At 58.0% G+C, this 26,775-nt stretch carries 22 protein-coding genes; 17 read left to right on the forward strand and 5 right to left on the reverse strand.

Annotated features, from left to right (window positions below):
- Positions 1 to 73 precede the first annotated feature (73 nt).
- Together AB5Y83_RS17855 and mscM are read right to left on the reverse strand one after the other, a co-directional pair.
- A complete protein-coding gene (locus AB5Y83_RS17855) occupies positions 74 to 757 on the reverse strand; it encodes a glycerophosphodiester phosphodiesterase (protein WP_368175675.1) in 684 nt (227 codons plus the stop codon).
- Between the two features lie 24 nt (positions 758 to 781).
- Positions 782 to 4,063, reverse strand: a complete 3,282-nt coding sequence (gene mscM / locus AB5Y83_RS17860; RefSeq protein ID WP_368175676.1) for a miniconductance mechanosensitive channel MscM — start codon at positions 4,061 to 4,063, stop codon at positions 782 to 784.
- 155 nt (positions 4,064 to 4,218) lie between these two features.
- On the opposite strand from mscM, the gene AB5Y83_RS17865 reads away from it, so the two are divergent.
- Positions 4,219 to 5,556, forward strand: coding sequence for an MATE family efflux transporter (locus tag AB5Y83_RS17865; protein ID WP_236294526.1), 1,338 nt, complete (start codon positions 4,219 to 4,221; stop codon positions 5,554 to 5,556).
- Positions 5,557 to 5,644: 88 nt separating this feature from the next.
- Here AB5Y83_RS17865 and AB5Y83_RS17870 read toward each other — a convergent pair whose 3' ends face one another.
- On the reverse strand, positions 5,645 to 6,466 hold the full coding sequence (locus AB5Y83_RS17870) for a peptidoglycan DD-metalloendopeptidase family protein (RefSeq protein ID WP_368175677.1): 822 nt from the start codon (positions 6,464 to 6,466) through the stop codon (positions 5,645 to 5,647).
- A gap of 302 nt (positions 6,467 to 6,768) precedes the next feature.
- Between AB5Y83_RS17870 and AB5Y83_RS17875 the strand changes: the two genes are divergently transcribed.
- Positions 6,769 to 7,548, forward strand: a complete 780-nt coding sequence (locus AB5Y83_RS17875; RefSeq protein WP_368175678.1) for a BPSS1780 family membrane protein — start codon at positions 6,769 to 6,771, stop codon at positions 7,546 to 7,548.
- Positions 7,549 to 7,614: 66 nt separating this feature from the next.
- Here the strand turns inward: AB5Y83_RS17875 and AB5Y83_RS17880 are convergent, their stop codons facing one another.
- Positions 7,615 to 8,514 (reverse strand): LysR family transcriptional regulator, encoded by a 900-nt coding sequence (locus AB5Y83_RS17880; RefSeq protein WP_368175679.1) that lies wholly within the window; start codon positions 8,512 to 8,514, stop codon positions 7,615 to 7,617.
- A gap of 126 nt (positions 8,515 to 8,640) precedes the next feature.
- Between AB5Y83_RS17880 and AB5Y83_RS17885 the strand changes: the two genes are divergently transcribed.
- The 4 genes from AB5Y83_RS17885 (at position 8,641) to oxyR (ending at position 13,090) form a co-directional block, all read left to right on the forward strand.
- Positions 8,641 to 9,501: a Vmh family MBL fold metallo-hydrolase gene (locus AB5Y83_RS17885; RefSeq protein WP_042054609.1), complete on the forward strand. Its 861-nt coding sequence runs from the start codon at positions 8,641 to 8,643 to the stop codon at positions 9,499 to 9,501.
- Between the two features lie 74 nt (positions 9,502 to 9,575).
- Complete coding sequence (locus AB5Y83_RS17890; RefSeq protein ID WP_368175680.1) at positions 9,576 to 10,220, forward strand: DsbA family protein; 645 nt, start codon at positions 9,576 to 9,578, stop codon at positions 10,218 to 10,220.
- A gap of 176 nt (positions 10,221 to 10,396) precedes the next feature.
- Positions 10,397 to 12,034, forward strand: a complete 1,638-nt coding sequence (locus AB5Y83_RS17895) for a methyl-accepting chemotaxis protein (protein WP_107683590.1) — start codon at positions 10,397 to 10,399, stop codon at positions 12,032 to 12,034.
- A gap of 156 nt (positions 12,035 to 12,190) precedes the next feature.
- A complete protein-coding gene (gene oxyR / locus AB5Y83_RS17900) occupies positions 12,191 to 13,090 on the forward strand; it encodes a DNA-binding transcriptional regulator OxyR (protein ID WP_021229787.1) in 900 nt (299 codons plus the stop codon).
- Between the two features lie 49 nt (positions 13,091 to 13,139).
- Here oxyR and AB5Y83_RS17905 read toward each other — a convergent pair whose 3' ends face one another.
- The gene (locus AB5Y83_RS17905) at positions 13,140 to 15,611 is read right to left on the reverse strand and encodes a penicillin-binding protein 1A (protein WP_021229788.1); all 2,472 of its coding nucleotides are present in this window, start codon (positions 15,609 to 15,611) and stop codon (positions 13,140 to 13,142) included.
- A gap of 300 nt (positions 15,612 to 15,911) precedes the next feature.
- Here AB5Y83_RS17905 and tapM point away from each other — a divergent pair, with 300 nt between their 5' ends.
- The 11 genes from tapM (at position 15,912) to AB5Y83_RS17960 (ending at position 26,745) form a co-directional block, all read left to right on the forward strand.
- The gene (tapM, locus tag AB5Y83_RS17910) at positions 15,912 to 16,973 is read left to right on the forward strand and encodes a PilM family type IVa pilus assembly protein TapM (RefSeq protein WP_005335023.1); all 1,062 of its coding nucleotides are present in this window, start codon (positions 15,912 to 15,914) and stop codon (positions 16,971 to 16,973) included.
- On the forward strand, positions 16,961 to 17,539 hold the full coding sequence (gene tapN, locus AB5Y83_RS17915; RefSeq protein WP_005353997.1) for a PilN family type IV pilus biogenesis protein TapN: 579 nt from the start codon (positions 16,961 to 16,963) through the stop codon (positions 17,537 to 17,539). Before tapM ends, tapN begins: the two co-directional genes overlap by 13 nt.
- Positions 17,536 to 18,135, forward strand: a complete 600-nt coding sequence (gene tapO / locus AB5Y83_RS17920; RefSeq protein ID WP_005362262.1) for a PilO family type IV pilus biogenesis protein TapO — start codon at positions 17,536 to 17,538, stop codon at positions 18,133 to 18,135. Before tapN ends, tapO begins: the two co-directional genes overlap by 4 nt.
- Positions 18,132 to 18,665, forward strand: coding sequence for a pilus assembly protein PilP (locus AB5Y83_RS17925; RefSeq protein ID WP_005335020.1), 534 nt, complete (start codon positions 18,132 to 18,134; stop codon positions 18,663 to 18,665). Before tapO ends, AB5Y83_RS17925 begins: the two co-directional genes overlap by 4 nt.
- A gap of 16 nt (positions 18,666 to 18,681) precedes the next feature.
- On the forward strand, positions 18,682 to 20,907 hold the full coding sequence (pilQ, locus tag AB5Y83_RS17930; protein ID WP_368175681.1) for a type IV pilus secretin PilQ: 2,226 nt from the start codon (positions 18,682 to 18,684) through the stop codon (positions 20,905 to 20,907).
- Positions 20,908 to 21,098: 191 nt separating this feature from the next.
- Positions 21,099 to 21,617: a shikimate kinase AroK gene (gene aroK / locus AB5Y83_RS17935; protein ID WP_005335014.1), complete on the forward strand. Its 519-nt coding sequence runs from the start codon at positions 21,099 to 21,101 to the stop codon at positions 21,615 to 21,617.
- A gap of 14 nt (positions 21,618 to 21,631) precedes the next feature.
- Positions 21,632 to 22,714, forward strand: a complete 1,083-nt coding sequence (gene aroB / locus AB5Y83_RS17940; protein WP_021229792.1) for a 3-dehydroquinate synthase — start codon at positions 21,632 to 21,634, stop codon at positions 22,712 to 22,714.
- Positions 22,704 to 24,284: an SPOR domain-containing protein gene (locus AB5Y83_RS17945; protein ID WP_368175682.1), complete on the forward strand. Its 1,581-nt coding sequence runs from the start codon at positions 22,704 to 22,706 to the stop codon at positions 24,282 to 24,284. Before aroB ends, AB5Y83_RS17945 begins: the two co-directional genes overlap by 11 nt.
- A gap of 70 nt (positions 24,285 to 24,354) precedes the next feature.
- A complete protein-coding gene (locus AB5Y83_RS17950) occupies positions 24,355 to 25,227 on the forward strand; it encodes a Dam family site-specific DNA-(adenine-N6)-methyltransferase (RefSeq protein ID WP_120415596.1) in 873 nt (290 codons plus the stop codon).
- 188 nt (positions 25,228 to 25,415) lie between these two features.
- Complete coding sequence (gene rpe, locus AB5Y83_RS17955; RefSeq protein WP_005335006.1) at positions 25,416 to 26,090, forward strand: ribulose-phosphate 3-epimerase; 675 nt, start codon at positions 25,416 to 25,418, stop codon at positions 26,088 to 26,090.
- On the forward strand, positions 26,077 to 26,745 hold the full coding sequence (locus AB5Y83_RS17960; protein WP_216950311.1) for a phosphoglycolate phosphatase: 669 nt from the start codon (positions 26,077 to 26,079) through the stop codon (positions 26,743 to 26,745). Before rpe ends, AB5Y83_RS17960 begins: the two co-directional genes overlap by 14 nt.
- Positions 26,746 to 26,775 lie beyond the last annotated feature (30 nt).

Consider the following 26,775-nt stretch of genomic DNA (forward strand, 5'->3'; position numbering starts at 1 on the left):
AACTTTTTTTACCCCGGTCAACAAATTAAAGTTAGTGCCTAAATGGGGGCTTATCCATACGCGTATCGTCCCATCATGGTGAGATAAAGCGATCCGGTCGATTGGTGAAGATTCCATCGACCCCCATGCTAGAGAGCGTTTCATAATCTTCTGGATAATCAACGGTATAAACCAGAACTTTGAGCCCCCGGCGATGTGCATCATCGACCAGCGCGGTGTCGATAAAATCAACATCGCAATTGATGGACCAGGCTCCCAGCTTGTCGGCAACCTGCGCCAGGTTGAGCGGCAGGTTGGCGGTCAGGGCACCGAGCCGGATATCGGGCCGCAAGGCGGCAAATCGGGCCAGCTCCGGGTGATGGAAGGAGGAGACCACCCACTGGCCGGGAGTAAAGCCCAGCTCGGCTTCTGCCCGTCGGGTCAGGGCTGCCACCGCATCGGCGGTATGAGCCCCCTTGAGCTCGATGTGCAACTCGCAGCGTCCGGCTATGATCTCCATCACCTGCCACAGGGTCGGGATCACCTCTCCTTCACCGGCATCAAGCTGCTCCAGATAGGAGCGCGATTGCTCGGTCAGTACCCCCTTGCCATTGGTGCAGCGCTCCAGCCGCCGGTCGTGGAAGACCCACAACTCGCCATCGGCCGCCTGCACGTCGATCTCGATGGCTGATGCTCCCAGCTCCAGCGCTTTGGCCATCGCCTTGAGAGTGTTTTCGGGGGCCAGACCGCTGGCGCCACGATGGGCAATAATCTGCATGTTCTGCTCCTTTTACCTCGCGGATCAGCCGCGGCTCAGGTGAATGTCGATCTGTTGATGGGGCAGAGTAAGTCCCTGCTGCTGCATCTTCTCCAGCACCAGCGAGTGAACCTCGTGAGTGATGGGCATCCGGTGATCCATGTTGTTGACGTAGAGGCGGATCTCGTAGATCAGTGCCGAGTCGGTGAATTCGATCAGGAAGACCTCTGGCGTCGGCGTCTCCAATACCAGGGTCGATGCCTGGATGGACTCTTCCAGAATGCGCTGCACCAGTTTCGGATCCCGGGTCAGGCCGATCCGGATCCGCAGTTTGACCCGGGTGATGGCATCGGAGAGCGACCAGTTGATGAACTGCTCGGTGATGAAGGCCTTATTAGGCACGATGATCTCCTTGCGATCCCAATCCACTATGGTGGTGGCCCGGGTCTTGATCTTGGTGACGGTGCCGGTGAGATCGCGGATGGTGACGGTGTCACCGAGCCGGATCGGCTTCTCAAACAGGATGATGAGGCCGGAGACAAAGTTGGCGAAGATCTCCTGCAGACCGAAACCCAACCCCACCGAGAGGGCGGCGACCAGCCACTGGGTCTTCGACCAGTCGATGCCGAGCATGGAGAAGCCGGTGAGGGCGCCGATCAGGATCACCAGATACTTGCTGGTGGTGGTGAGAGCAAAGCCGGTACCCGGGGAGAGGCTGAGGTGCTGCAACAGGGTCAGCTCCATCAGCCCCGGCAGGTTGCGGGCTGTCACCACGGTCAGAATGAAGACGAAGGCGGTCAGCATCAGATCCTGCAAGGTGATGGCCGAGAGCTGCTCGATGCCGCCAATCTTGCTGCTCACCTGCCACACCTCGATATTGCTGAGGAAGCTGAAGGCGGAGTTGAGATCCGACCATTGCACCACCACCAGCATGGTGAAGCCCAGCATCAGCAGGGTGCGCACCAGCCCCAGCGACTGTGCGCTGATGGTATCGAGATCCAGCTCAGTCTCTTCCACCACGTCCGGGGTCTCGGAGCTGAGCTCGTCATGCCCCTCTTCCCGGCCGCGCTGGGCCAGGATCTCGGCCCGCTTGCTCTTGGCGCGCTCGAAGGCGAGGCGGCGGCGCTGGATCAGCATCCAGCGTCTGGCCAGATAGTAGACCAGCAGGCAACCCAGCCCCATCAGCAGGCTAAGCTCCAGCTGGCGCAGCAGGGTGCGCGAGGTATAGAAGTAGCCAAACAGGGCGCCAATCACCGCCAGCAGCGGCGCCAGCATCAGGCTGTTCCAGATGAAGTGGTGCAGCAGATGGGGCTTGGTCATGTCGGTCTGGCCCCAGGTGAGTGGCAGCCGCTCCCGGTTGAGGCGGGCAAAGAAGAGCAGCAGCCAGAGTGCACCGATCATGAAGGCCATCCGGCCGAGGGAGTCGTAGAAGGCGTGTTCCTGATAGCTGTTGGCCATCCCCTGCACGAAGAAACTCGGGATCAGCACCAGCAGCAGGGTGCGAAACTGCCCCCATACCTTTTGCACCTGTTCCCGGGGCCAGCGGAAGTGGTGGATCAAAATCCCCCGCTCCAGCGTCAGGTGGCGGGCCATCACCAGTGCCAGCAGCAGAAACCAGATCTCGCCAAGACCGCGTGCTACCGCCACCGCAAACGGGTATTGCCAGGCCCCTTCGAGCAGGCCGCGCACCATCAGCACCATGGCGGGCAAGGGGAGGGCGGCAAGCAGGGAGCGCAGCAGCAAGCGGCTGGTGAGGCTGAATTTGTCCTGGGTCACCTTGCCGATCCGCGGCGCAATATGGTCGCAATAGAGGCTCAGATGACGGGCCAGCTTGAACCAGCTCCAGGCCAGCACCAGCAGACCAATACCGGCCAGCGTGAGGCTCAGCGGGCTGTTCTCGGCGATGGCGTAGGGCAGTTGCAGCCAGTTGTCCGGGTTGAAGGCCAGGGTCAGCGCGGCAGGAATGCCGAGCATGACTTGTGGGGTAAAGGGGCGCACATCCGGCATCCAGAACAGGTGGCTTGCGCTGATCTCACGGATCTCGTCGATCTTGCTGTTCTGGCGGCTGTAGAGCAGCTTGAGACGAGTCTGCTCCTGAATGAGGGTGTCGGAGGCGTCGTTGAGCCGGGTCAGCAGCTGGCGCCGGGCCTTGAGCAGATTGTCGAGCACCGCTTGCTGTGGCCGATCCAGCGTTACCTCCTCTTCGGCCATCAACTTGTCGCGCAGCTGGCGGGTATCCTTGAGCCCATCCTGCTCGCTCTCGTACTGGTACTTGGCCATGCGGGCGCTGACGATGGCGGACTCCAGCTTGTCGAGGGGGAACTGGGGGGGCAGATCGGAGAGTTTGCTGCGCAGGTTCTCGCCGTAGGCATTACTGATCTGCAGCCACTCCAGCTGTTCGCGTACCGAGTTGACCAGCTCATTCAGTTCAAACAGATTCTTGTCGACGCTGCGCTGCTCGTCCTGCACCCGCTCAATCTGATCTTCCAGTGTGCCGAGCTGGATGGAGAGCGCCTGATTCTGCTGTTGCTGCTCCAGCAGCAGCGGCATGTCGGTGGTGAGTTGTTTGCGCAGCCGCTCGCTCTCCTCCAGCGCCTGCTCGGTCTTCTCCCGCCGCAGCTGGTTCTGCTGGGTCAGCAGGCTGGCTTGCCACTCATCCTCGTCGGCGATGGCCAGATTGAGCTCCTGCAGTTTCAGCTTGCCGAGATCGTTGCGCTGCTGGGCCGAAAGCTGCTCCAGCTCCAGCATCTGGATCCGGTCGGAGAGGCTCTGCTCCTTCATTCTGGTCAGCAGCAGCTGTGCCTCCTGCTGGCGATCCGATTCGCTGCTGAAGCTCAGTCGCTCCAGCTGGCTGCGGGTCAGTTGCAGCTGTTTGCGCAGATCATCCACCCGCAGGTGATACTCCTGCCCGGTGCTCTCCAGCTGGTTGAGGCTGTCCATCACCCCCTGCCGCTCCTTGCGCAGGTTGAGCTGGCGGTTGCTGCTCAGGCCAATGGCCTGGCGCAGCGCCTCCTCCTTGAGGCTCGCCAGCGGCGGGCGAGTGGCGGGCTGATAGTTGTGCAGGCTCTCCTTGAGGCGCGCCGACTCCTTGGGGTAATCGATAAGGATCTGCTGATAGGCTTTACTCTGCTCCCGGTAGCGCTCGGCCTCTCTGGCAAATTGCAGCGCCTGCTGGTAGCTCTCCCGCAGCTTCTGGTTTTCCGGGGTATCGCTCTTGGGCACGCTCTGCAACAGGGATTCGGCCTGGGCAATGGCATCGTCGGCGCGCACGGTTGGCGGCAACAAGAGAAGGGAGAGCAGCAAGAGGGTGAGCAGGCGTTGCAACATGAGGCTCGTTTCCGTTCAGAAGAGGTGGCCCTAGCCTAAAACAGGGCAGGGAGGCGGGTAAAGCAGTCTATATTAATGATTCATAACACAAATGACAGGAAGTCGTGCTGCTGTTTCGCTATGATCCCGGCCGCTTTCTCTCCACCGAGTCGAATATGTCAGCTGTTGATCTGGGCACAGCCCCGCTATCTCGCCTTTTCTGGCGTTACGTAACCCCGACCGTGGCGGCCATGCTGATCACCGGCATCTATGTCACCATCGATGGCATCTTCGTTGGCCATGTGCTGGGTCAGGATGGGATGGCCGGTCTGATGCTGGCTTATCCCATCTGCGCCGTGCTCTATGCGGTGGGGGCGCTGATCGGCATGGGGGCCTCGTCGCTGGTCTCCTTCTATCTGGGGCAGGGCAACTCGGCCAAAGCCCGCCATATCGTCGGCAATGCGCTGATGATGGTGTTGCTGGCCTCGGCACTGCTCAGTTTTATCGGGATCCGTTATGGCGAGCCCATGCTGGCCTGGATGGGGGCGGAGGGGGAGATCTTCACCGCTGGGCTCTCCTACCTGCAGGCCTACGCCTGGCTCGGCGTCTTTGCGGTGCTGTCGATGGCGTTCAGCTCGCTGCTGCGCAACGATGGCCGCCCCGGGTTTGTCACTATCATCATGGTGGTCGGGGGCCTTCTCAACGTGCTGCTCGACTATTTGCTGATGGTGGTGTTTCCGTTCGGACTTGCCGGGGTGGCGACGGCCACTATGCTTTCCCAGGCGGTGACGGGCCTCGCCTGCCTGTGGCACTTCTTCACGCCGCGCAGCCAACTGCGGATAAGCTGGGACACCTTGCGTCCCGATCTGCGGCTGATGGGCGAGACGGTGCGCCTCGGGGTCTCCAGTTTTCTGATGTACCTCTATCTCTCTGTGGTGTTGGCACTGCACAACAAGGCGTTGCTGGCGGTGGGTACTTCGCTGCATGTGGCGGCCTACGGGGTGATCAGTTACACCGAGGCCTTCTTCTATCTGGTGTTTGAGGGGATCGCCATGGGTATCCAGCCCATCGCCAGCTTTAACGCGGGCGCCGGTCACTGGCGGCGGGTGCTGCGGATCCGCAATCTGGCACTCGGAGTGACGTTGGGGATCGCCCTATCCGCGATGATCCCGCTCTATCTGTGGCCGGAGGCGGCGGTCTATCTGTTTGCCGGCGATAACGCCACCTTGCTGCCGGTGGCGAGCCTCGGGATCTGGCTCTACTTCTGGGGGTTGCCGATGGAGGGCTTGCTGCTGGTGGGGGCCACCTACTTCCAGGCCATCAATCGGGCCCGCATCGCCTCCCTGCTCACCGGTGGCAAGCTGGTGCTGATCGGCGGTTTCTTGTGGGGATTCTCGACCCTGTGGGGCGTGCCCGGGGTCTGGCTGGCATTGCCAACGTGCAGCTCATTGCTGGTATTGGTGATGTGGCGGGCGATGCGTCGGGAGTCCGGCGCCCACGCGCTGGCCGGATAGGTAATCAGGTTCGACGTGCAGATAGCAGACAGGCAGCCATGGGCTGCCTGTTTTGTTAGAGGATGTTTTGTTAAAGGGCTCTGCCGATTCAGGGCTTGAAGGCGCCGATAAAGATGGCGGGATCGACCCGGGTGTCGTTGAGGCTGACGTTCCAGTGCATATGGGGGCCGGTAGCGCGGCCGGTAGAACCGACTCGCCCGACGATGCCGCCACGCGGCAGGCTCTGGCCGAGCTTCACATCGATCTTCGACATGTGGCAGAACATGCTGATGAGCCCCTGACCGTGGTCGACAAAGACGGTATTGCCGTTGAAGAAGTAGTTGCCGATCAGGATCACCTTGCCTGCGGCGGGGGACTTGATCGGGGTGCGGGCGCCCACTGCGAAGTCGAGGCCGGAGTGGGGATTGCGCTCCTCGCCATTGAAGAAACGACGCAGGCCAAACGGGCTGGAGAGGGGGCCGTTGACCGGCTTGTCGAACATCAGGTTGCTCGGCTGGTTGGGGCTGAAGGTCTGGTAAGCCCGGGTCTGCTCCGCCAGCTCGCGGTTGATACGGGTCATATCCTCGGCGAGCGGATTGACCTGACGGCTGTTCTTGAGCTTGATGTGCTGTTCGCGGTAGTGCTTGGGGGTCACGGTGAAGCCGAGAGTACGGCCATCACCTGTGCTCAGTTGCTGGGCGCCGGGCGTGCTTTTCAGAGAGATGCCGACGATGGCGATCCACTGGTTGTCTTCGCGCACTACCAGCACGGGTTTGTCATGAAAGCGGGCCGTGGGGGTAGTGGGTGACGTGCCAAGAGGGATCACCGCAACGCCACCCGGCACCGGATGGTTGAGCAGGCGACTGATAAAACCCTCGGCCAGGGCCGACTGGCTGGCCAGTAACAACAACAGACAACACACAACTCTCATGACGATACCACTCGATGTTAAAACGCCCGGGATGGCGGGATGACAACCCCCTGTCCGGCATTCGCCGATCACTAAAGGGTGATCACGACATGCTGGCCACGACAGGCGCGGCTGGGGAAGGGGGCAGATTGTGCCTCGTTATAGTCGGGGCAGCCAGAGGCGAGGCATGACTGACGCCCCTTTTGTGCATAGCTGCGTCAGGTTTTATGTCGTGGTCGGGCCGCTTCGCCATTGAGTCGCCCCCGCCCTGGCTCTAGAATCGGCTTCCGGCACTGATGCTACCGACACTCCGAGGAGACGATATGAACGGATTACCCCCTTTGCGCACCACTCCGGCCCGGTACACGACAGGTCGTGGCTGGCTCTGGGTTCGCAGCGGGTTCGATATCTTCAACAAGGGGATGGGGATCAGCGTGGCCATGGTGCTGGTCTGGTTTATGGTGGGCATGCTGCTGGAGCAACTGCCGGCGGGTGGCCTTATCTCCCAGCTGCTCTACATGGTGTGGGGCGCGGGTTGGGTGGCGGTCGCCGCTCGGGGTTATCGGGGGGAGCCGCTGCAGTTCGCCGATCTCTTCGCCGGTTTTCGCCACAAGTTGACCCCGCTGATGCTAGGCGGTCTGCTGGTGTTGCTGCTGTTCAGCCTGGTTGGCCTCGTCTGTCTCGGTCTGCTCTCCATGTGGGGGCTGCTCCCGCTGTTGACGCAGGATCCCGAGAGCATGGTGGTCTCAGCCAGCCAGTTGCAACAACTGCTGCTGGTATTGCTGGTGGGGATGCTGCTTATCATTCCCGTGCTGATGGGGGTCACCTTTGCTCCGGCGCTGATCTACCACCACGATATCGGCATCATCCAGGCGGTACGGCTGAGCTTCTTCGGCTGCTGGCGCAATATTTTTCCCTTCTTCTGGTGGGGGATGCTCTCAGCCATTTTGTTGCTGTTTGGCGCTGTGCTGTTGCTGGTAGGTCTGCTGGTGGTGATCCCGGCGCTCAACTACTCCATCTATGTGGCTTATCGGGATATTTTCCTGGACGAGAGTGCGCAGCCAGAATCGCCGCACTCAGAACCATTCGGATTTGAAGCCTGATCAAGGGATCAGAGTGAAGAAGGGGCCCGCAGCGGCCCCTTCTTCATGGTCGGGTTTGAGGTGTGCTCACTCCTGCCAGATGGGATCCGCCGCCATGCGGGCCAGCAGAAAATCGAGGAAGCTGCGCAACAGTGGCGACATCTGTTTGCGGGTGGCATACACCCCGTAGACCCCGAGGCGCTTGGGTTGCCAGTCGGTCAGCAGGGGCACCAGTTCCCCGCGCTCCAGATAGGGTTGTGCCGAGTAGCGGGGTTGCAGGCTGATCCCGGTACCTTCCAGCGTTGCTTCCAGCAGCAGGTTGGAGATATTGGCGCTCAGGTTACCGCTGACCGGCACTGACTCGGGACCGTCCGGTCCATTGAACTCCCACAGGCTCTTGCCGAAGTAGGTGTAGGTGAGGCAGTTGTGCAGCGCCAAATCCTGCACCTTGTGTGGCATCGGATGACGGGCCAGATAGGCCGGGCTGGCACAGACTACCGAGTGGCAGGTGCCGAGACGGCGTGCCACCAGATTGGGGTCGAGGTCGTTGGTGATGCGCACCGCCAGATCGATCCGCTCCTCCACCAGATTAACGGTTCTGTCGAGCAGCAGAATATCGATGGCCGTTCCCGGGTATTGCGCCAGATAGTCGTTGGCAGCTCCGACCAGCAAGGCTTCTGACAGGGAGTAGCTGCTGGTGATCCGCAGTTGTCCCTTGGGGGCGTCATCGCCCTTCACGGCGATCTGCTCCATCTCTTCGCCGAGTGCCAGCATGGCGCAGGCCCGGTTCAGCGCCTCCTCTCCCGGCCCTGTCAGACTCAGACGACGGGTAGTACGGTGCAGCAGGCGGGCGCCCATCCAGCTCTCCAGCTCGGCCAGATAGCGCGACACCATGGCGCGTGACATATCCAGTTTCTCTCCGGCGCCGCTCAGGCTCCCTTGTTCGACTACGCTGACAAAGACCCGCAATGCGGTCAGTCGATCCATGTATGGCTCTCTATATGTTCGATATGTGCAACAGTGATGCGCTTTTTATGCTGTATTTGCACCTTAAGTGATCCAATACACTGTGTCCATCAAATGAACCCCCGAATACTTAATGAGGAATAGATGATGAACAACACCCTGATCCGCAACCTGACTCTGGCTACCACCCTGTTGAGTGGCGCCGTACTGGCCGCCCCCCTGAGCGTGACCGTCTACAACCCTGGCGAGAAGGCGATCTTCCCGGTCTCCTCCTCACTGGTGACCGGTGACAAAGAGGCCATCCTGATCGATGCCCAGTTTGACGTGCAGAATGGCCAGGCGCTGGTCGACATGATCAAGAAGAGTGGCAAGAAGCTGACCACTGTCTATATCAGTGCCGGTGATCCCGACTTCTACTTCGGTCTTGAGCCGGTCATGGCGGCGTTCCCGGATGTCAAAGTGCTGGCCGACCAGCATGTGGTTGACCATATCAACCAGACCAAGGATGCCAAGCTGAGCTACTGGAGCCCGATCCTCGGCAAGGGGGCACCGAAGAGCCTGACCGTGCCGCAAGTGATGACCGCAAGCCACCTGACGCTGGATGGCGAGAAGATTGAAATCAAAGAGATGAATACCCCGAATGCCTACCTCTGGGCCCCTTCCATCAAGACTGCTTTTGGTGGTGTGCCGGTTTACCACGGGGTGCATGTCTGGATGGCGGACAGCCAGACTAAGGCGGCTCGCAGCAACTGGGTCAAGGCGCTGGATAACCTGCTGGCCCTGAAACCCGAGCGCGTGGTACCGGGCCACTTCCTGGGCACGGCTCCCAAAGGCACTGCCGCTGTGACCTTTACCCGTGACTATGTAGAGCGTTTCGAACAGGAGCTGGCCAAGGCGAAAAACTCCGGTGAGCTGATTGAGGCTCTGAAGAAAGCCTATCCGGCACTGCCGGTTGACGATGGTCTGGCCATCGGTGCCAAGGTCAATACCGGCGAGATGAAGTGGTAAGCCACTGAGCCTGCTTTCCCTGTGTTTTTTACCGGGCCTAAGGGCCCGGTTTTTTATCCGAGATTGAAGTGAGAATGAAGATGAGCGAACAACAAACCACCCTCCATTATGTCTATGACCCGCTCTGTGGCTGGTGCTACGGTGCCGCCCCCCTGTTGCAGGCGGCAGCCACCATGGCCGGACTCAAGATCGAGCTGCATGCGGGCGGTCTCTGGATGGGTAGTCGCCGTCAGCCGATGGGCGAGGCATTGCGTGATTATGTGCGCCCCCATGATCAGCGGATCGAAGCGCTGACCGGCCAGCATTTTGGCGAGCGCTACTTTAACGAACTGCTGCTGCGGGAAGGGTGTCTGCTGGACTCCGAGCCGCCGATCCGTGCGGTTTTGGCCGTCACTGCGTTGGGGGGCGATGGGCTGGTCATGTTGCACCGGATCCAGCAATCCCACTATCGGGACGGGATCTGGATTGGTGAGCCAGCGTTTCTCGCCACGCTGGCGGCAGAGCAGGGGATTGCAGCCGAGGCATTCCAGCAAGCTTATCTGCAGGCCCCCTTGCTGCAACATCTGGCAGATAGCCAGGGCTGGATGAAACGGCTGGGCGGTCAGGGTTATCCTACTTTGGGTATAGCGCGAGGGGGAAAACTCGAAAGGATAGAGGTCAACCAGTATCTGGGGGAGCCGGAGTTGCTGATCCCACGACTGTTGCGTGCAATAGAGTAAACCGTTAATAGTCTGCGGTAGTTAAAGTGCCCCTCTCAGCGTGTCGATAGCGATATATGGTGTTTATGCAAACTACAAAAGCACAGCTCTACGGCTATGCTCAATTACAAAAACATGAACCCATAGCTCCTATCAAAACCGACATTAAACGATGACACGCAGTTAAGGATGAATCTATGCTCCAGAATATGTCCATAGGCCAGAAGTTGAGTACTGGCTTTGCAGTGCTGGCACTGTGCGTATGCCTGCTTGCCGGGTATGGCGTCTCACGACTGTCGTATCTCAATCAACAAAACACTGTATTGGCAGAGAATCTTATCCCTTCTGTTCGCTATGCAAGTCAGATGCATATCGCACTGCTTGATGCTCGGCGTTTCCAATTATCTATGGTGATTGCGATGGCCCACAACGACAGCGCGGATATTGAACGAACTCAACAAGGTGTGATGGAGGCCAAGATCCGGTTCGATAAAGCTGCGGCTGACTATGGTGGCTTGAATTTTAATGCGGCTGATGAAGAGCAAACTTTTAACGCGTTGAGAACTGCAGGGGATGCCTATTTTGCAGCCCATGATCCGTTATATCAGGCAGTAAAACAGGGTAGCGACAAGATAAGAGATATTCTGCAAGGGAATATCAGAACCACGCTGGAACAAGCCACAAAGTTAACCGTGGATTTACGAGAGATTAATGAACGCATTGGCAAGGAGTTGGATGCTCAAGGGGAGGAGGCATACACCAGCTCCAAATTCCTCAGTATCTTGACTGGCACCGCGACCCTTATCTTTGTGATGTTGATTGCATGGTATTTGAGTCAACAAATCAAAAGACCCGTTAATCGTTTACTCGAAGTTGTTGGTAGTGTCGCCGCTGGTGACTTGACCCATGGTTTGGAGTTGAAGGCGTTCAATCAGGATGAATTAGGACAACTGGCGAAAGGGTTTGCGCAGATGCAAGAAAATTTGCGCAAACTGGTTGGGGAGGTATCCGGTTCTGTTGTACAGATGAGCTCTGCGGTAGAAGAGATCAGTGCCGTAGCAAGGCAGTCGGCAGACAATATGAACTCCCAGCAACATGAGCTGAATCAGCTGGCAACGGCGATGAACGAGATGCAGGCTACGGTGCAGGAGGTCTCTCGCAACACCAGCGATGCGGCCAGTGCTGCCACCTCGGCCAGTGAGACGGCCGAACTTGGTGCGCAAACGGTGAATGACTCCATTCAACGTATTGAACGGGTCGCCGGTGCCATTGAGAGTACTGCGGTGGTGATCCGCCAACTGGGCGATGACAGCCGCAATATCGGCATGGTGCTGGAGGTGATCCGCGGTATTGCCGAACAGACCAACCTGCTGGCATTGAATGCGGCGATTGAAGCGGCCCGTGCCGGTGAGCAAGGACGGGGGTTTGCTGTGGTGGCGGATGAGGTGCGTACTCTGGCCAAGCGCACTCAGGACTCCACCTCCCAGATCAATACCATCATTGCCGAGTTGCAGCAGCGTGCCGAACAGGCGGGCAGTACCATGCAACAGAGTCAGGAGCTGATGAACACCACGGTTGCTACCGCGCGGGAAGCGGGCGAGTCTATCTCCCAGATCAGTGGCTCGGTCAGCAGCATCTCCCACATGAACATCCAGATTGCAACGGCCACGGAAGAGCAGGGCGCGGTGAGCGAGGAGCTCAACCGTAACGTGGTCAATATCAGTCATGCTTCCGAAGAGGTGGCCGCCGGTGCCACCCAGATGGCTCAGGCGTGCAACGAGCTGAACCATCTGGCTACCCAGTTGCAAGATATGGTGCGCCGTTTCAGGGTGTAATCCCTCGGCGAGTCAAACAGCCCGATTACCGCAAGGTGATCGGGCTTTTCTGTTTTGGAGGGGCAGCCAGAGAGGCTCACTGCAAGTGGATGACTTGTCCCGCCGGACGATATTGTGCATGCTGATGGCCCATTTTCCAGGCAGGACTCTTGCTGTATGAATCTTCGCGATCTCGAATATCTGGTGGCGCTGGATGAGGAAAAACATTTTCGCAAAGCTGCTGAACGCTGCTTTGTCAGTCAACCCACCCTGAGCGGCCAGCTGCGCAAGCTGGAAGATGAACTCGGGGTCATTCTGATCGAACGTACCTCGCGCAAGGTGCTGTTTACTCCGGCTGGCGATGCCATGGCCCATCAGGCGCGTCGGGTGCTCAAGGAGGTGCGCGAGCTCAAGAGCATCGGTCAGCACTTCTCCGAACCGATGTCAGGGGAGATCCATATCGGTTTTATTCCGACCGTGGGCCCCTACCTGTTGCCCCGCATTATCCAGACCCTGCGTGAGCGTTTTCCCCAGCTGGAGTTCTACCTCTACGAGGAGCAGACCCAAACCCTGCTCAAACGGCTGGAAGAGGGGGAGCTGGATTGTGTCATTCTGGCCGAGATGCCGGGGATGGAGGGGTTTGGTTCAATCCAGCTCTACCACGAGCCGATGTGGCTGGCGGTGCCTTGCCATCACCCCGAAGCACAGGCCAGACAGGTACCGCTTGGCAATCTCAAGGGCAAGAAATTGCTGATGCTGGCTGATGGCCACTGTTTGCGGGATCAGGCGATGGGATTCTGTTTCGCTGGCGGGATAGGTGAGGATCAACGCTTCAAGGGGACCAGTCTCGAGACGCTGCGTAACATGGTGGCCGCCGGTAGTGGCATGACTTTGGTGCCAAAGTTGGCCGTACCTGCCGATCATGATGAGGGAGGGGTGAGCTATCGACCTGTGGTTGACCCTGTGCCGGGGCGTACCATCTCGCTGCTCTATCGCCACTACTCGGTGCGTCGCCCCTGTTTCAACGAGCTGGCCGCCTCGATCGCCACGCTGATGACCAAGCAGTTGGCCCAATAAAAAAACCGGCAGCCAAGGCTGCCGGTTTTGCTTCTGCCGCGAGAGCAGCTTAGAAGATATCGTCGGTTGAGACAGGCCCTTCTACATCGGGGTTGTCACCACCGTAGACCTGATTGCCATCCGAGCTCGGTGCTGCGTAGCGGGTCGGCTCGGTCCCTTCCTTGAAGTATTCGTCGGTTCCGCCACTGGTTGCCAGCAGGCCGGTTTCGCTATCAATCTTCACCGTCATGATCCCCTCGGGAACCGGCATCTTGTGCTCAGGCAGCTTTTTGAGGGCGACTTTCATGAAGTCGATCCAGATAGGCTGCGCGGCGCCACCGCCAAACTCGGCACGGCCAAGGCCACGCTGGTGGTTGTCAAAACCGATCCAGGAAGTAGCAACGATCTCCGGGGTGTAGCCGGAGAACCAGGCATCCCGCGATTCGTTGGTGGTACCGGTTTTACCGGAGATGTCGTGACGTTTCAGGTCGCGGGCTGCACGCCAGCCGGTACCACGCCAGCCGTTGCCACCCCAGATGGCTGTGCTCAGGGTGTCGGTGATCAGGAATGCGCTCTGGGCACTGATGGTATGAGGTGCGATGGTTGGCGCGAGAGGGGTCTGTGTGCCATCTTGTGCGGCTCCAACAACAGTTGTCTGCGGCAGTGTGCTCTGCTCGGGTGCTGCCTGCTGTTCGCAGGTGGTGCAAGCAATAGCAGGGTTGGCCTGATAGAGGGTGTTCTCCAGACTGTCGGTCACTTTGTCGATGAAGTATGGGGTCACCAGGAAGCCACCGTTGGCCAGAACCGAGTAACCACGCACTACCTCGAGGGGGGTGAATTCGGCAGCACCCAGCGCCAGCGACTCATGGGGAGAGATGAAGTCGCGGGGGAAGCCAAAGCGGGTTAAACCGTCGATATAGGTATCCAGACCGATGGCGCGCATCAGTCGAACCGACATCACATTCTTGGACTTGGCCAGTCCCAGACGCAGCGGAGTGGGACCATCATAAACGGCCGGGGAGTTCTTGGGCTGCCACATGGGCCCTTTTGACGGATCCCACTGGTTGATCGGCGCATCGTTGATGAGCGACGCCAGGGTATAGCCATGCTCCAGCGCGGTCGCATAGAGGAAAGGCTTGATATTGGAACCGATCTGGCGACGCGCCTGATCGACCCGGTTGAATTTGGAGAGTTCGAAGCTGAAACCACCGACCAGTGCTTCCAGTGCCCCATTTTTCGGGTTCATGGCAACCAGCGCGGCGTTGACGTCCGGGATTTGGGCCAGCAGCAACTCTTCGCCCTCTTCCCGCACCCAGATCTGGGCGCCGACTTTCAGCACATCGCGCGCCGATTTCGGGGCATAGCTCTGACGGTCGTCGGTAATAAAGGAGCGAGCCCATTTGATGCCATTCCAGCCGAGCTCTGCTTCCTTGCCATTCTTCAGTACCAGCGTGGCGCTGCGATCACCAAGCTTGGTCACGACTGCCGCCATCAGCGGGTCGTAAGTGGGCTGTTTGCCAAGGTGAGCGACGATCTGCTCGTAATCCCAGGCTGTCTCGCCAGCCTTCCACAACTGAGCCGTCGGGCCGCGATAGCCGTGGCGCATATCATAGGCAAAAACGCCATCCAGTAGCGCCTGTCTGGCTGCCCGTTGACGTTCGGCAGAGACGGTAGTGTAGACGTGCAGGCCCATGGTGTAGGCATCTTCACCGAACTGCTCGACCATCTTCTGGCGCACCATTTCCCCCAGATAGGGGGCGTGCAGGGTCACTTCGGCGCCGTGAAAACGGGCCTTGATCGGCATCTTGGACGCTTCGTCAAACTGGGCCTGGGTGATCTTGCCAGTTTCCAGCATCCGGCCCAGCACCACGTTGCGGCGCGCAAAGGCGCGCTCGGGGGAGCGGATGGGGTTGAGCATGGAGGGAGCTTTCGGCAGACCGGCAATGATGGCGATCTCGTCCAGTCCCAGATCCTTGACCTCTTTACCAAAGTAAACCTGTGCCGCAGCACCAATCCCGAAGGAGCGATAACCGAGGGGGATCTTGTTGAGGTAGAGTTCGAGGATCTCATCTTTTGAGAGATTCTGCTCGATCCGCCAGGCCAGGAAGACCTCCTTGATCTTGCGGATGATGGTCTTCTCATTGCTCAGGAAGAAGTTGCGGGCAACCTGCTGGGTGATGGTACTGGCACCCTGACGGGCATGGCCGGAAACAGCCCAGACAGATGCGGCTCGAATGATACCTATCGGGTCAATGCCCGGGTGCTCATAGAAACGTGCATCTTCGGTCGCCAGTACGGCATCGATCATGGGTTGCGGAATTTCGTCCAGACGCAGCGGAATGCGACGAATTTCGCCATATTGGGCGATCAACTCTCCATCCCGGCTGTAAACCCGCATCGGGGTTGCCAGCTTGACGTCACGCAGTGCGGTGACATCGGGCAGTTGGGGTTTGATATAGAAGTAGATACCGATGAGGCTGGCAACACCCAGCACTGCACCCAGCATCATGACAATAAACAGGCGAACGAGCCATTTCAGCATGGAAGAACTACCAATCGTCTTAAAATTAGCCAACGGGCGCAGAGTATAGCCCTTTTGCCATCGGGAATTCGAGGTTTTCCTGTGGCGAGCCACCCACCTCAAAAGGATGCGAGAGGTTAGCACTACGGGGAGCAATAACCAAGGAGGGCCACTTGCCATGAAGAAAGCGAGATGGGTCACTTTTCGGCATAAACTTTATGACATTGATAGTTAGAGCATTTAGGATGAGTGAAGCACTCCTCTGATCGGGTGTCCTACACTCTGTTCAGGAATAAAACCAAATAACGCATGGATGTGTATATGTTTGGGCTTTTTAACAAGGGATCCCTCCTCCCTCTGGTGGGCATTGATTTTGGCAGCCAGACCATCAAGGCCGTTACCCTCAGTGGCCGACCCGGCAAGCTTCATCTCGAATCTGTCGCCGATATTGCCACCCCGAAAGGGACGCTGGTTGACTATCAATTGCAGGATATCGAGCGCGTCAGCCAATCTCTCAAGACCCTCAAGCGTCTTATTCCAACTCACAGCGACTATGCCGCCACTGCGGTGACCGGTTCCAACGTGATTACCAAGGTGATCCAGATTGATGCCCGCCTCAGCGACAAGGAGCTGGAGAATCAGGTGCAGCTGGAGGCCGAGCAGATCATTCCCTTCCCTCTCGATGAAGTGAGTCTCGATTTTGAGGTGCTGAGCACCAACAACAGTGAAGATCGTCAAGATGTGCTGCTGAGCGCAGCCCGCACCGAGAGTGTCAACGGTCGGGTCAGCGCCCTTGCCGAAGCCGGTATTGCCGTCAAAGTGGTGGATGTGGGCGCCCATGCGCTGGGCCGTGCCGTGGTGGCCTGTCTGCCCGAATTGCAGGAGAGTGAACGGCCGATCGGGGTGATAGATATCGGTGCCAGTGCCATGACCTTTGCGGCGCTGGTCAAGGGAGAGGTGATCTACTCCCGCTTGCAAAACTTCGGCGGCGATCAGTACAGCCAGGCGCTCTCCTCCTTTTATGGCATGACGCTGGATGAGGCTGAGCAGGCTAAAACCAAAGGGACCTTGCCTGTTGACCATGAGCTGGATGTGCTGATGCCCCACATCAACTCGCTGTTGCAGCAAGTGCGGCGCAATATCCAGCTGTTTTGCAGTTCATCCGGTTATCGCGACATCGCAAAACTGGTGCTGACGGGGGGAGGCAGTCTGCTACCCGGTTTGTTGGTACAGGTAAAAGAAGAGGTCAATTGCGAGGTGTTGCACCCGGATCTGTTCGCCCTGTTTGGCAAGCCGAAAGGGGAGGCCGAGCTGGTACATGGTGCTAAATATATGACGGCATTCGGGTTGGCTCTGAGGAGTTTCACACCATGTCAAATATAAACCTTCTGCCCTGGCGTGAAGCCCGTGCCCAGCGCCAAAAGAAACAGTTTGGGGCTTTGCTTGGGATTTTTGTGCTGGCCACGGTCGCGCTGGGATTTTTTGCCAACTGGCTGGTTGATCGCCAGATCGTCGCCCAGCAGCAGCGCAACCAGAGGCTGGTTCAGGAGATGACTATTCTGGATGCCCAACTGGGGGAGATCCGTCTGCTCAAAGAGCGTCGCAAGGAACTGATCGATCGGATGCAGCTCATCGAGCAGTTGCAGATGCGACGCAATGTGCCCGTCCGCCTCTTCAATCAGCTGCCTTCACTGGTGCCCAACGGGGTTTACCTCAACACCCTCTCGATGCAGAACAATATTATTGATGTTAATGGCAAGACCGAAGCCTATGGCCGGGTGGCCAGCATGATGCGGCGGATTGATGGTTCCGGTTGGTTGGGTCAGGCAAAGATAAGCACTATTTTTGCGGCTGATGTTGCGCCAGTGTCATTGAGCCAGTTTTCCATGATGTTCCTGATCGCCAACAATGCTGCGGCTGCAGGGAATGTGGCCAAGGAGCAACAATGAATCTTCAGCAACTCAACGAGCTGGATATCAATGACATAGCAAGCTGGCCAAAATGGGCAAAAGGGGTCTTCATCTTTTTCTGCTGCGTGTTGACCGGTGGCGCCATCTACTACTACGTGATTGCCAACTCACTGACCAGTTTGACTCAGGAAGCGGGGAAAGAGACCGAACTGAAAGCCCAGTTTGAAAGCAAGGCGATGCTGGCTGCCAACCTGGGGGCATACAAGGCGCAAATGGTTCAGCTTGAGCAACTGGTCGATACCCAGCTCAAGCAGTTGCCCAATACCCATGAGGTCGCCGGTCTGCTGGACGATATCAGCTTTATTGCTACCGACAACGGCTTGAAATTGAACCGGATCAACTGGGAATCCGAGGTAAAGCACGAGTTTTCAACCGAGCTACCAATGCGTATCGAAGTCGTGGGCACTTACCATGAAATTGGCAAGTTTACCGCTGACATGGCCGCTTTGCCCCGTATCGTCATCCTTGACTCCTTCACTCTGGGTCAGAGCAAGGATGAAGGGGAGCTGATTTCGATGTCGATGCTGGCCAAGACCTACAAGTACAACGGTAAAACAGTGGAGCCGAAACAATGAGACGCATCTGCTGGTTATTGCCTGCCCTCTTGCTGGCGGCCTGTGGTGGTCAGGAGGACATGGATAGCTATGTCGCCCAGACCAAAGCAAGGCCACCCATACCTATCGAGCCCTTGCCCGAGCTGAAGCCTTTTGCCCCTATGCACTACCAGCAACGCGAGTTGCGCAGCCCCTTCATGGTTCCCCAGCCTGAGGCGACGGTCGGAAGTACAAGTACTGCCAAGGCCCAGCCGGATTGTGCACAGACCCTGATGGATCGTGAGAAAGAGGTGCTGGAAAATTATTCGCTGGCCAGTCTGTCGATGCATGGTTCTTTGGGCAAGGCAGGCCAGTTGTGGGCCTTGATCAGCACCCCGGATGGCAAATCGATGCGGGTCGGACTCAACCAGTATATGGGGCTTGATCAGGGCCGGGTCATCAAGATCACTGACACTGCCGTGGATTTGCTGGAAACCATTCCGGACGGGAAGGGGTGCTGGGTAACAAGAGAAACCCAGTTGGCAATGGCCAATGTGCAAGAAAAACAATAATCAGGGACGAACAGCAATGAGAACAACAATAGAGAGTGTATCCAAAGTGGCTTTGCTGTTTTGCGCCAGCGCCCTCAGTCAGGCGTGGGCAGTGGCAACCCTGCAGGAGATCAAGGTCAATCCGCTGCTTGCCGATCAATTGCTGGTGGAGCTCAGTTTCAGTGAGCCGGTCACGGGCTTTACAGATCGTCTCTCTTACCAACCCAATCAGCTGTTGTTGCATGTTCCCGGTGCGGTAGGGGCGCTGAAAGTGAACCCGCTGCCGATCCAGCGCCTAGGGGTTGATAATATCAAGGTTGAGGGTAAGGGCGCAGGTCTGGATATCAAGATCGCACTCGATCAGCTTGCTCCCTATCAGGTGCAGCAACAGGGGAACAAATTACTGGTGTCATTGGGCGAGGGTGCCTCTTCCGGGCTCATCAATGGTGAGAGCGCGCTGATTGCACCCGCAACCTCGGCGACTCCTGTGCCAGCGCCCTCTGCGATGGTGGCCACACCCTCTCCTTCGGCACTGCTCAACCCTCAGGTCGTCGCCCGGTCGATGCCTGTTGCACCCGTGACAACGCCGGTAGCCACACAGCCTGCCAGCAAGCCGGTGCTTAACAACTATCAGAGCAGTGGGGGCGGCGCCTATTTCAACTCGGTTACCGGTGTGGATTTTCGTCGTGGCAAAGATGGCCAGGGGGAGTTTCTGGTCACGCTGGATAACAGCTCGGCCGCCGTCGATGTGAGCAGCCGCGGCCAGACCGTACTGGCCAAGTTTCATGGTACTCGGGTGCCGGATGGTTTGCTTAATCTGATCAATGTGCAGGATTTTGCAACGCCGGTCTCTCAGGTTGAAGTCTCCCGGCAGGGCAGTGATACCCTGTTTGAATTGTCGATCAATGGTCAGTTTGATTACCGTTACGATCAGGCAGACAAGCTCTTCATTATCGAGGTGAAAAAGCGGACGACGGCCACGGCATCCAAGCAGTATCAGGGAAAGCCCATCTCATTGAACTTTCAGGATATTCCAGTCCGTACCGTATTGCAGCTTATTGCCGATTTCAACAACCTTAACTTGGTAACCACAGATTCGGTATCAGGCAATATTACCCTGCGTCTGGATGGGGTGCCGTGGGAGCAGGCGCTCGACATTATTTTGAAGGTGCGGGGTCTGGATAAGCGGTTGGATAACAACATCTTGCTGGTAGCGCCTGCAGAAGAGATCGCAACACGCGAGAAGCAACAGCTGGAGAGCCGAAATCAGGTTGCCGATTTGGCTCCGCTCTATACCGAATATCTGCAGATAAACTATGCCAAGGCCTCGGAAGTGGCTGCCCTGCTCTCTTCCGAAAGTACCAAGTTGCTGTCACCCCGTGGTGCGGTCAGCGTGGACGAGCGAACCAACGTGCTGGTGGTCAAGGATACCGCCGATGTCATCAGCAGCATCAAACGGATGCTCGATATTCTCGATATTCCGGTCAAGCAGGTGGTTATCGAGGCGCGGATGGTGACCATTGATGACGGTTTTGATGAAGCGCTCGGGGTGCGGTGGGGGGTGACCAAGAATGATGGTCATGGCAACAGTACGTCCGGCTCCATCGAGGGGAATGATGGCTCTGGTAACAACAATGGTGGTTCGACAATTACCAGACCGACAGCAGACGATCGGTTGAACGTCAATCTGCCGGTGACCAATGCGGCCGGTACTTTGGCCTTCCAGGTTGCCCGTTTGGCTGATGGCACCTTGCTGGATCTCGAGTTGTCGGCGCTGGAAAAAGAGAGCAAAGCCGAGATTATCGCCAGTCCGCGCGTGACCACGGCGAACCAGAAACCGGCGCTGATCGAGCAGGGTACCGAGATCCCCTATGTGGAGTCCTCTTCCAGTGGTGCTACCTCGGTTACCTTCAAGAAGGCGGTATTGAGCCTGAAGGTTACCCCGCAGATCACCCCTGACAATCGGGTGATTCTCGACCTGACCGTGACCCAGGATACCAAGGGTGAAACGGTACCGACCGGTACCGGTGATGCGGTTTCCATCAACGCCCAGTCCATCACCACTCAGGTGCTGGTGAACAATGGCGAGACCTTGGTGTTGGGCGGCATTTATCAGCAGACCATCAAGAGCGATGTGACCAAGGTGCCGCTGCTGGGTGATATTCCCGGATTGGGGGCCCTGTTCCGCAAGACCACCAGCGAGAACAAAAAGCGGGAGTTGCTGATTTTCGTGACGCCCAAGATAGTCACCGACGCCTTCTGAATGCTTTACATGTGAGGGTAAAACACATATAACCTTACGCCCCAATGAGGCTGGGGCGTAAGGGCTGCGGTTGCCAGTCCCGATATCTATTGAGATAATCCCCCTCCTGATCCATCGCAAGATAAGGTTCATAGGTACCCCGATCCAGTATTCATCGGGGTCGTACAGTTTGTAATTACTAACGAAAAGACATGGCTGAGAAACGCAATATTTTCCTGATAGGTCCCATGGGTGCGGGCAAGAGCACCATAGGTAGACATCTGGCAGAACAACTGCATATGGAGTTTTTCGACTCAGATCATGAGATTGAGCGCCGCAGTGGTGCTGATATCGGCTGGGTGTTCGATGTTGAAGGCGAAGAAGGTTTCCGGATTCGCGAAGAGAAGGTGATCGGCGAATTGTCAGAGCAGCAGGGTATCGTGCTGGCGACGGGTGGCGGTGCCATCAAGAGTCGCGAAACCCGCAACAAGTTGTCTGCTCGCGGCATCGTGGTCTACCTCGAAACCACTATCGAAAAGCAGCTGGCGCGCACACAGCGAGACAAACGCCGCCCTCTGCTACAGACCGAAGAACCGGCACGCGAAGTGCTGGAACGTCTGGCACAAGAGCGCAATGCCCTGTATGAAGAGGTTGCCGACTTTGTTGTGCACACCGATGACCAGAGCGCAAAAATCGTTGCCAATCAAATTGTAAAGCTGATCGGTATGTAATCTAGAGGACGTCCATGGAACGGTTGAAGGTCGAACTGGGTGAACGCAGCTATCCCATCGAGATAGCTGCCGGGTTGTTGCAGCGCCCCGAGGCGCTGGTATCGACCATCAAGGGCAAGCGGGTGATGATAGTGACCAACACGGTCGTTGCTCCGCTTTATCTTGAACGGGTAACCGCTCTGCTGTCGGGTTTTCAGGTTGAACACCTGATCCTGCCTGACGGCGAGGCGTACAAGAACCTGGCGACCTTTGAGCAGATCATGTCTGCTCTGCTTGAAACCAACCATGGGCGCGATACGACACTGATCGCTCTGGGGGGCGGCGTGATCGGGGATGTGGTGGGCTTTGCGGCAGCAAGCTATCAACGTGGCATTCCTTTTATCCAGATCCCGACCACTCTGCTCTCCCAGGTTGACTCCTCTGTTGGCGGTAAAACCGCTGTCAACCACCCCCTCGGAAAGAACATGATTGGGGCTTTTTATCAGCCCAAACAAGTTGTTATCGATACCGAATGTCTGAGTACCTTGCCAGCCCGCGAATTTGCCGCAGGGATGGCCGAGGTGATCAAGTACGGCATCATTTGGGATGCTGATTTCTTCAGCTGGCTGGAGCAGAACATGGTGCGTCTGCAACAGCTGGAACCTGCCGCGCTGGCCTACGCCATCAAACGTTGCTGCGAGATCAAAGCCGATGTGGTCGGTCAGGATGAGACCGAGCACGGCGTCCGTGCGCTGCTCAATCTGGGCCACACCTTTGGTCATGCCATCGAGGCCGAGCAGGGGTATGGCAACTGGCTGCATGGTGAAGCAGTATCCGCCGGCACCATGCTGGCAGCCTGGACTGCGCAGGCCCGTGGCGATATGAGCGAAGCGGACGTTGCGCGAGTGCGCGCTCTGCTGCTGGCCGCTAATTTGCCCATTCATGCGCCTGCCGAGATGGATTTCGCCGCCTTTATTCGCCATATGCGCCGTGACAAGAAGGTGCTGGAAGGCAAGCTGCGTCTGGTGTTGCCGGTTGGCATCGGCCATGCGCAGGTGGTGGGGGATGTGTCCGATGCCGAGTTGCTGGCGGTGATCGAGTCTGGTCGTGACGAATAAACTGCTAAAACTTCCTTCCCAGCGGCAGCTGGTTGACCGGCTGCTGCATCTGATTGAATTCAATCACCCTTTCATTTTTCTCTCCGGTAAACCCGGTTGTGGTCGCGGTACCCTGTGCGAATCCCTGCTCGGCGTGTTGCCGGAAAAAGTGCGGGTGGTAAGCCTGATTGGTACGTCTGCCATGAAGATGGTGGATGTGCGCCAGCTGTTGCTGCCACAGGTGGTGGCACGCCCGCTGTTTAATCCACAGGATGCGCTAGCGGAGAGCTTCTTTCGCATGCTGGAGGGGAGCAAGCCAGCCACCCTGTTGCTGCTGATAGAGCGGGCCGACCAGTTGCCAGCCGAATTGCTGGGAGAGTTGTGGGCGATCATCCGTCATAACGATACTCTGGCGGCGCCCCATCAGCTGGCCATTATCGTCTCGGGCAGTGACGTCTGGTGTCGTACGCAACGGCCGCAGCTCAAAGGGCGTGCCATGCCAGCCCTTGAGCTGGAAGTGCCGCCACTGAGCCCGCCCGAGCAGCGCATCTTCTTGTATGAAAAAGCCAAAGAGCTCAAGATCCCGGCGACCCTCTTGCCCAAGCCGCAAGTGGAGGAGATCCTGAAAACGGCGAACGGACATCCGTCCACCATCATGCAGTTACTGGAGGATATCATGACCGACAGAAGGCCCAAGAAGCGTCAGGCGGAGTTGCCTGTCAAGAAGATTGCCACCGCTATCGCGCTGGTCGCTGGCGGCCTGCTGGCGCTGAGCTACCTGCTGCCTGCGCTGTTTGACAATGAAAGCAAACCGGCACTGCAGGATCTTTCGCAGAACACGGCATTGCCGATCCCGGTAGCGGGAGGCGATCCCCTCACCGCTGGCGGTTCGAATACCGATGCCGCTGCACAAGGCGCGCAAAACAGCGATGCAGCCAGCAATCCAAACGGGGTTGTGAAAGATTGGCAGCCGGAGGCGAAAGTGCTGCCCAAATCGGTGGAGAGCGAAACCGTGACCACCGAATCAACCAATTATGAAGGGCGTCGGGTAGTGATCTCTGACGAGGTCGTGCAAAAGCTGATGACCGAACCCAAGGTGAGCGGCGCACTGCCTACTGACGTGGTGGACGAGCTGACCGGCAAGAACCCGAGTGGCACAGCCCCCAGTGGTGCAGTCGCAACCACGGCGCCAGCCAGTACCGCCAAGGCACTGAATCCGGCGACAACCACAACGCCTGCGGCCACCACCAAAACCGCCAGCAACGAGCCGGTTGCCGCGCCTGCACCCAAGGTGGCCCTGACACCGGTCGCCACCTTGAACAAGAAGCCGCGTAACCACTACAGCGTTCAGCTGATGGGGGCGAGCAACACCAAGGCGGTGGATCAGTTTGTCGCCGAGCATGGTCTGGCGGGCAAGGTATGGGTCTATCAGACCAAATTCCGTGGTAGCCCCTGGTATGTGGTGCTGCAAGGGGATTATGCCGGTCTGACCCAGGCCAAGAGTGCCATTCGCAAGCTTCCGCCAGCCTTGCTGAAAGGCCAGCCCTGGCCCAAGTCGTTTGCACAGGTACAAAAAGAGCTGAAGCAATAGCCTTGATACCGGATAAGGGGGTAGAATCGTCCCCCTTTTTGGGTCTTGCCTTCTTACACACCGGATTTCCATGAAAAAAACACGCGCTTTTTTAAAATGGGCCGGGGGAAAATACTCCCTGGTTGAAGAGATTGCCGAGCGCCTGCCGGCCGGGCGTGTGTTGCTGGAGCCCTTCGTCGGGGCCGGGTCTGTGTTTCTCAACACCGACTACGACGCGTATGTGCTCAACGACATCAATCCGGATCTGATCTGCCTGTACAACCACCTCAAGCTGACGCCGGACAGTTTCATTGCCGAGGCGCGCAAGCTGTTTGTGGCAGAGCACAACCACAAGGCGGCCTATTATCGGCTGCGTACCCAGTTCAATCAGACCGAGACCACCTTCGAGCGGGCACTCTTGTTCCTGTTTCTCAACCGTCACGGTTTCAACGGACTGTGCCGCTACAACAAGAAGGGCGGCTTCAACGTGCCGTTCGGTTCCTACAAGAAACCCTATTTCCCGGAAAAAGAGCTGTGGACCTTTGCCGAAAAGGCACAGAAGGCGACCTTTATCTGCGAGAGCTACGCCGATGCCATTAAGCGTGCCGAAGAGGATTGGGTTATCTACTGTGATCCACCCTATGCGCCGCTCTCCACTACGGCGAGCTTCACCACCTATGCCTCCGGTGGGTTTACCCTGGATGATCAGGCGATCCTGGCGCGACTGGCCCGTCACACAGCCGCTCATAAAGGGGTGCCGGTGCTGATCAGTAACCACGATATCGAGCTGACTCGTGAGCTTTATCGCGGTGCCCGCCTCGACGAGATCTTGGTCAAGCGCACCATCAGCCGCAACGGCGGCACCCGCAACAAGGTGGCCGAATTGCTGGCACTCTATCCGCCCGGAATCGAACCTGAGCAGGGCTACTATCCCAGCGACAGTGAACTGCTGCCACTGGCGTAACAGACCATGCGGCGCCCAGGGCGCCGTTTTTTATGGGCGAGTCCGCGCCCGTGCCGATGTCCTATAACCCGGGTGGCTGGGGGAGGGGAGGCGATTGCCCCATTTACCCCGCATTCGAGTCGTTTTCGCCCGCCTTTTACGTTAAAATTGCGCCGCTTTTTCTCCCTGGCTGCCAATGGATGATGCTGATGAAAGACTTTCTGATTGCCCCCTCGATCCTCTCTGCCGATTTTGCCCGTCTGGGTGACGATGTAGCCAAGGTACTGGCTGCCGGTGCCGACGTGGTTCACTTCGACGTGATGGACAACCACTATGTCCCCAACCTGACCATTGGCCCCATGGTCTGTCAGGCGCTGCGTGACTACGGTATCGAGGCCCCCATCGACGTGCACCTGATGGTCAAGCCGGTGGATCGCATCATTCCCGATTTTGCCAAGGCGGGTGCTTCCCTCATCACCTTCCATCCGGAAGCGTCCGATCACGTTGATCGCTCTTTGGGCCTCATCAAGGAGATGGGCTGCCAGGCGGGTCTGGTGCTGAATCCTGCTACCTCGCTCTCCTGCCTCGAGTATGTGATGGACAAGCTGGACGTGATCCTGCTGATGTCGGTCAACCCGGGCTTCGGTGGCCAGAGTTTCATCCCCGGCACCCTCGACAAGCTGCGTCAGGTGCGTCGTCTGATCGACGAGAGTGGCCGCGATATCCGTCTCGAGATCGATGGTGGGGTGAAGGTCGACAACATTCGCGAGATCGCCGAAGCGGGCGCCGACATGTTTGTCGCCGGCTCTGCCATTTTCAGCCAGCCTGACTACAAGGCGGTGATCGACAAGATGCGTGCGGAGCTGGCTCATGTCACACGCTGAGCGCGAATTTGATTTGGTGCTGTTCGATCTGGATGGCACCCTGATTGACAGCGCCGCCCAGCTGGCGCTGGCGGTCAATCTGACTCTGGCTGATCTGGGTCTGGAACAAGCTGATGAAGCGGTTATCCGTACCTGGGTCGGCAATGGTGCCGACAAGCTGATCCAGCGGGCGCTCGCCTATCGCGAGGCCGATCCCGAGCTGTTTGCCAAGGCCAGACCGATCTTTTTCCAGCACTACAACGCCTGCCTGCTGCAAGGGCTGGCGATGTATGACGGGGTGGCCCAGAGTCTGCGTCGCTTGCAAAGCCTGGGCTACAAGCAGGCAATCGTCACCAACAAGCCGAGCGACTTCGTGGCCCCTATCCTCGATGCCCTTGGCATCAGCGATTGCTTCGCGCTCTGGCTCGGCGGCAACTGCGTACCGGTCAAGAAGCCGAGTCCGGAGCCCTTGCTGCACGCCTGCCAGGAGCTGGGAGTGAGTCCGGCTCGTACCCTGATGGTGGGTGACTCCGAAAATGATGTGCTGGCTGCCAAGGCTGCCGGCATGAAGGTGGTGGGTCTTACATACGGCTACAACTATGGCCGCCCCATCGCCGACTCCCATCCAGACTGGGTATTCGAGCAGTTTGCCCAGCTCGATGCACTTTTGGTCTAATAGCGCAGCTGGGCTGGCTGAATAACAAGG

Origin of the sequence: Aeromonas sp. R5-4, from assembly GCF_040908215.1 — a bacterium.
Lineage (GTDB): Bacteria > Pseudomonadota > Gammaproteobacteria > Enterobacterales > Aeromonadaceae > Aeromonas > Aeromonas veronii.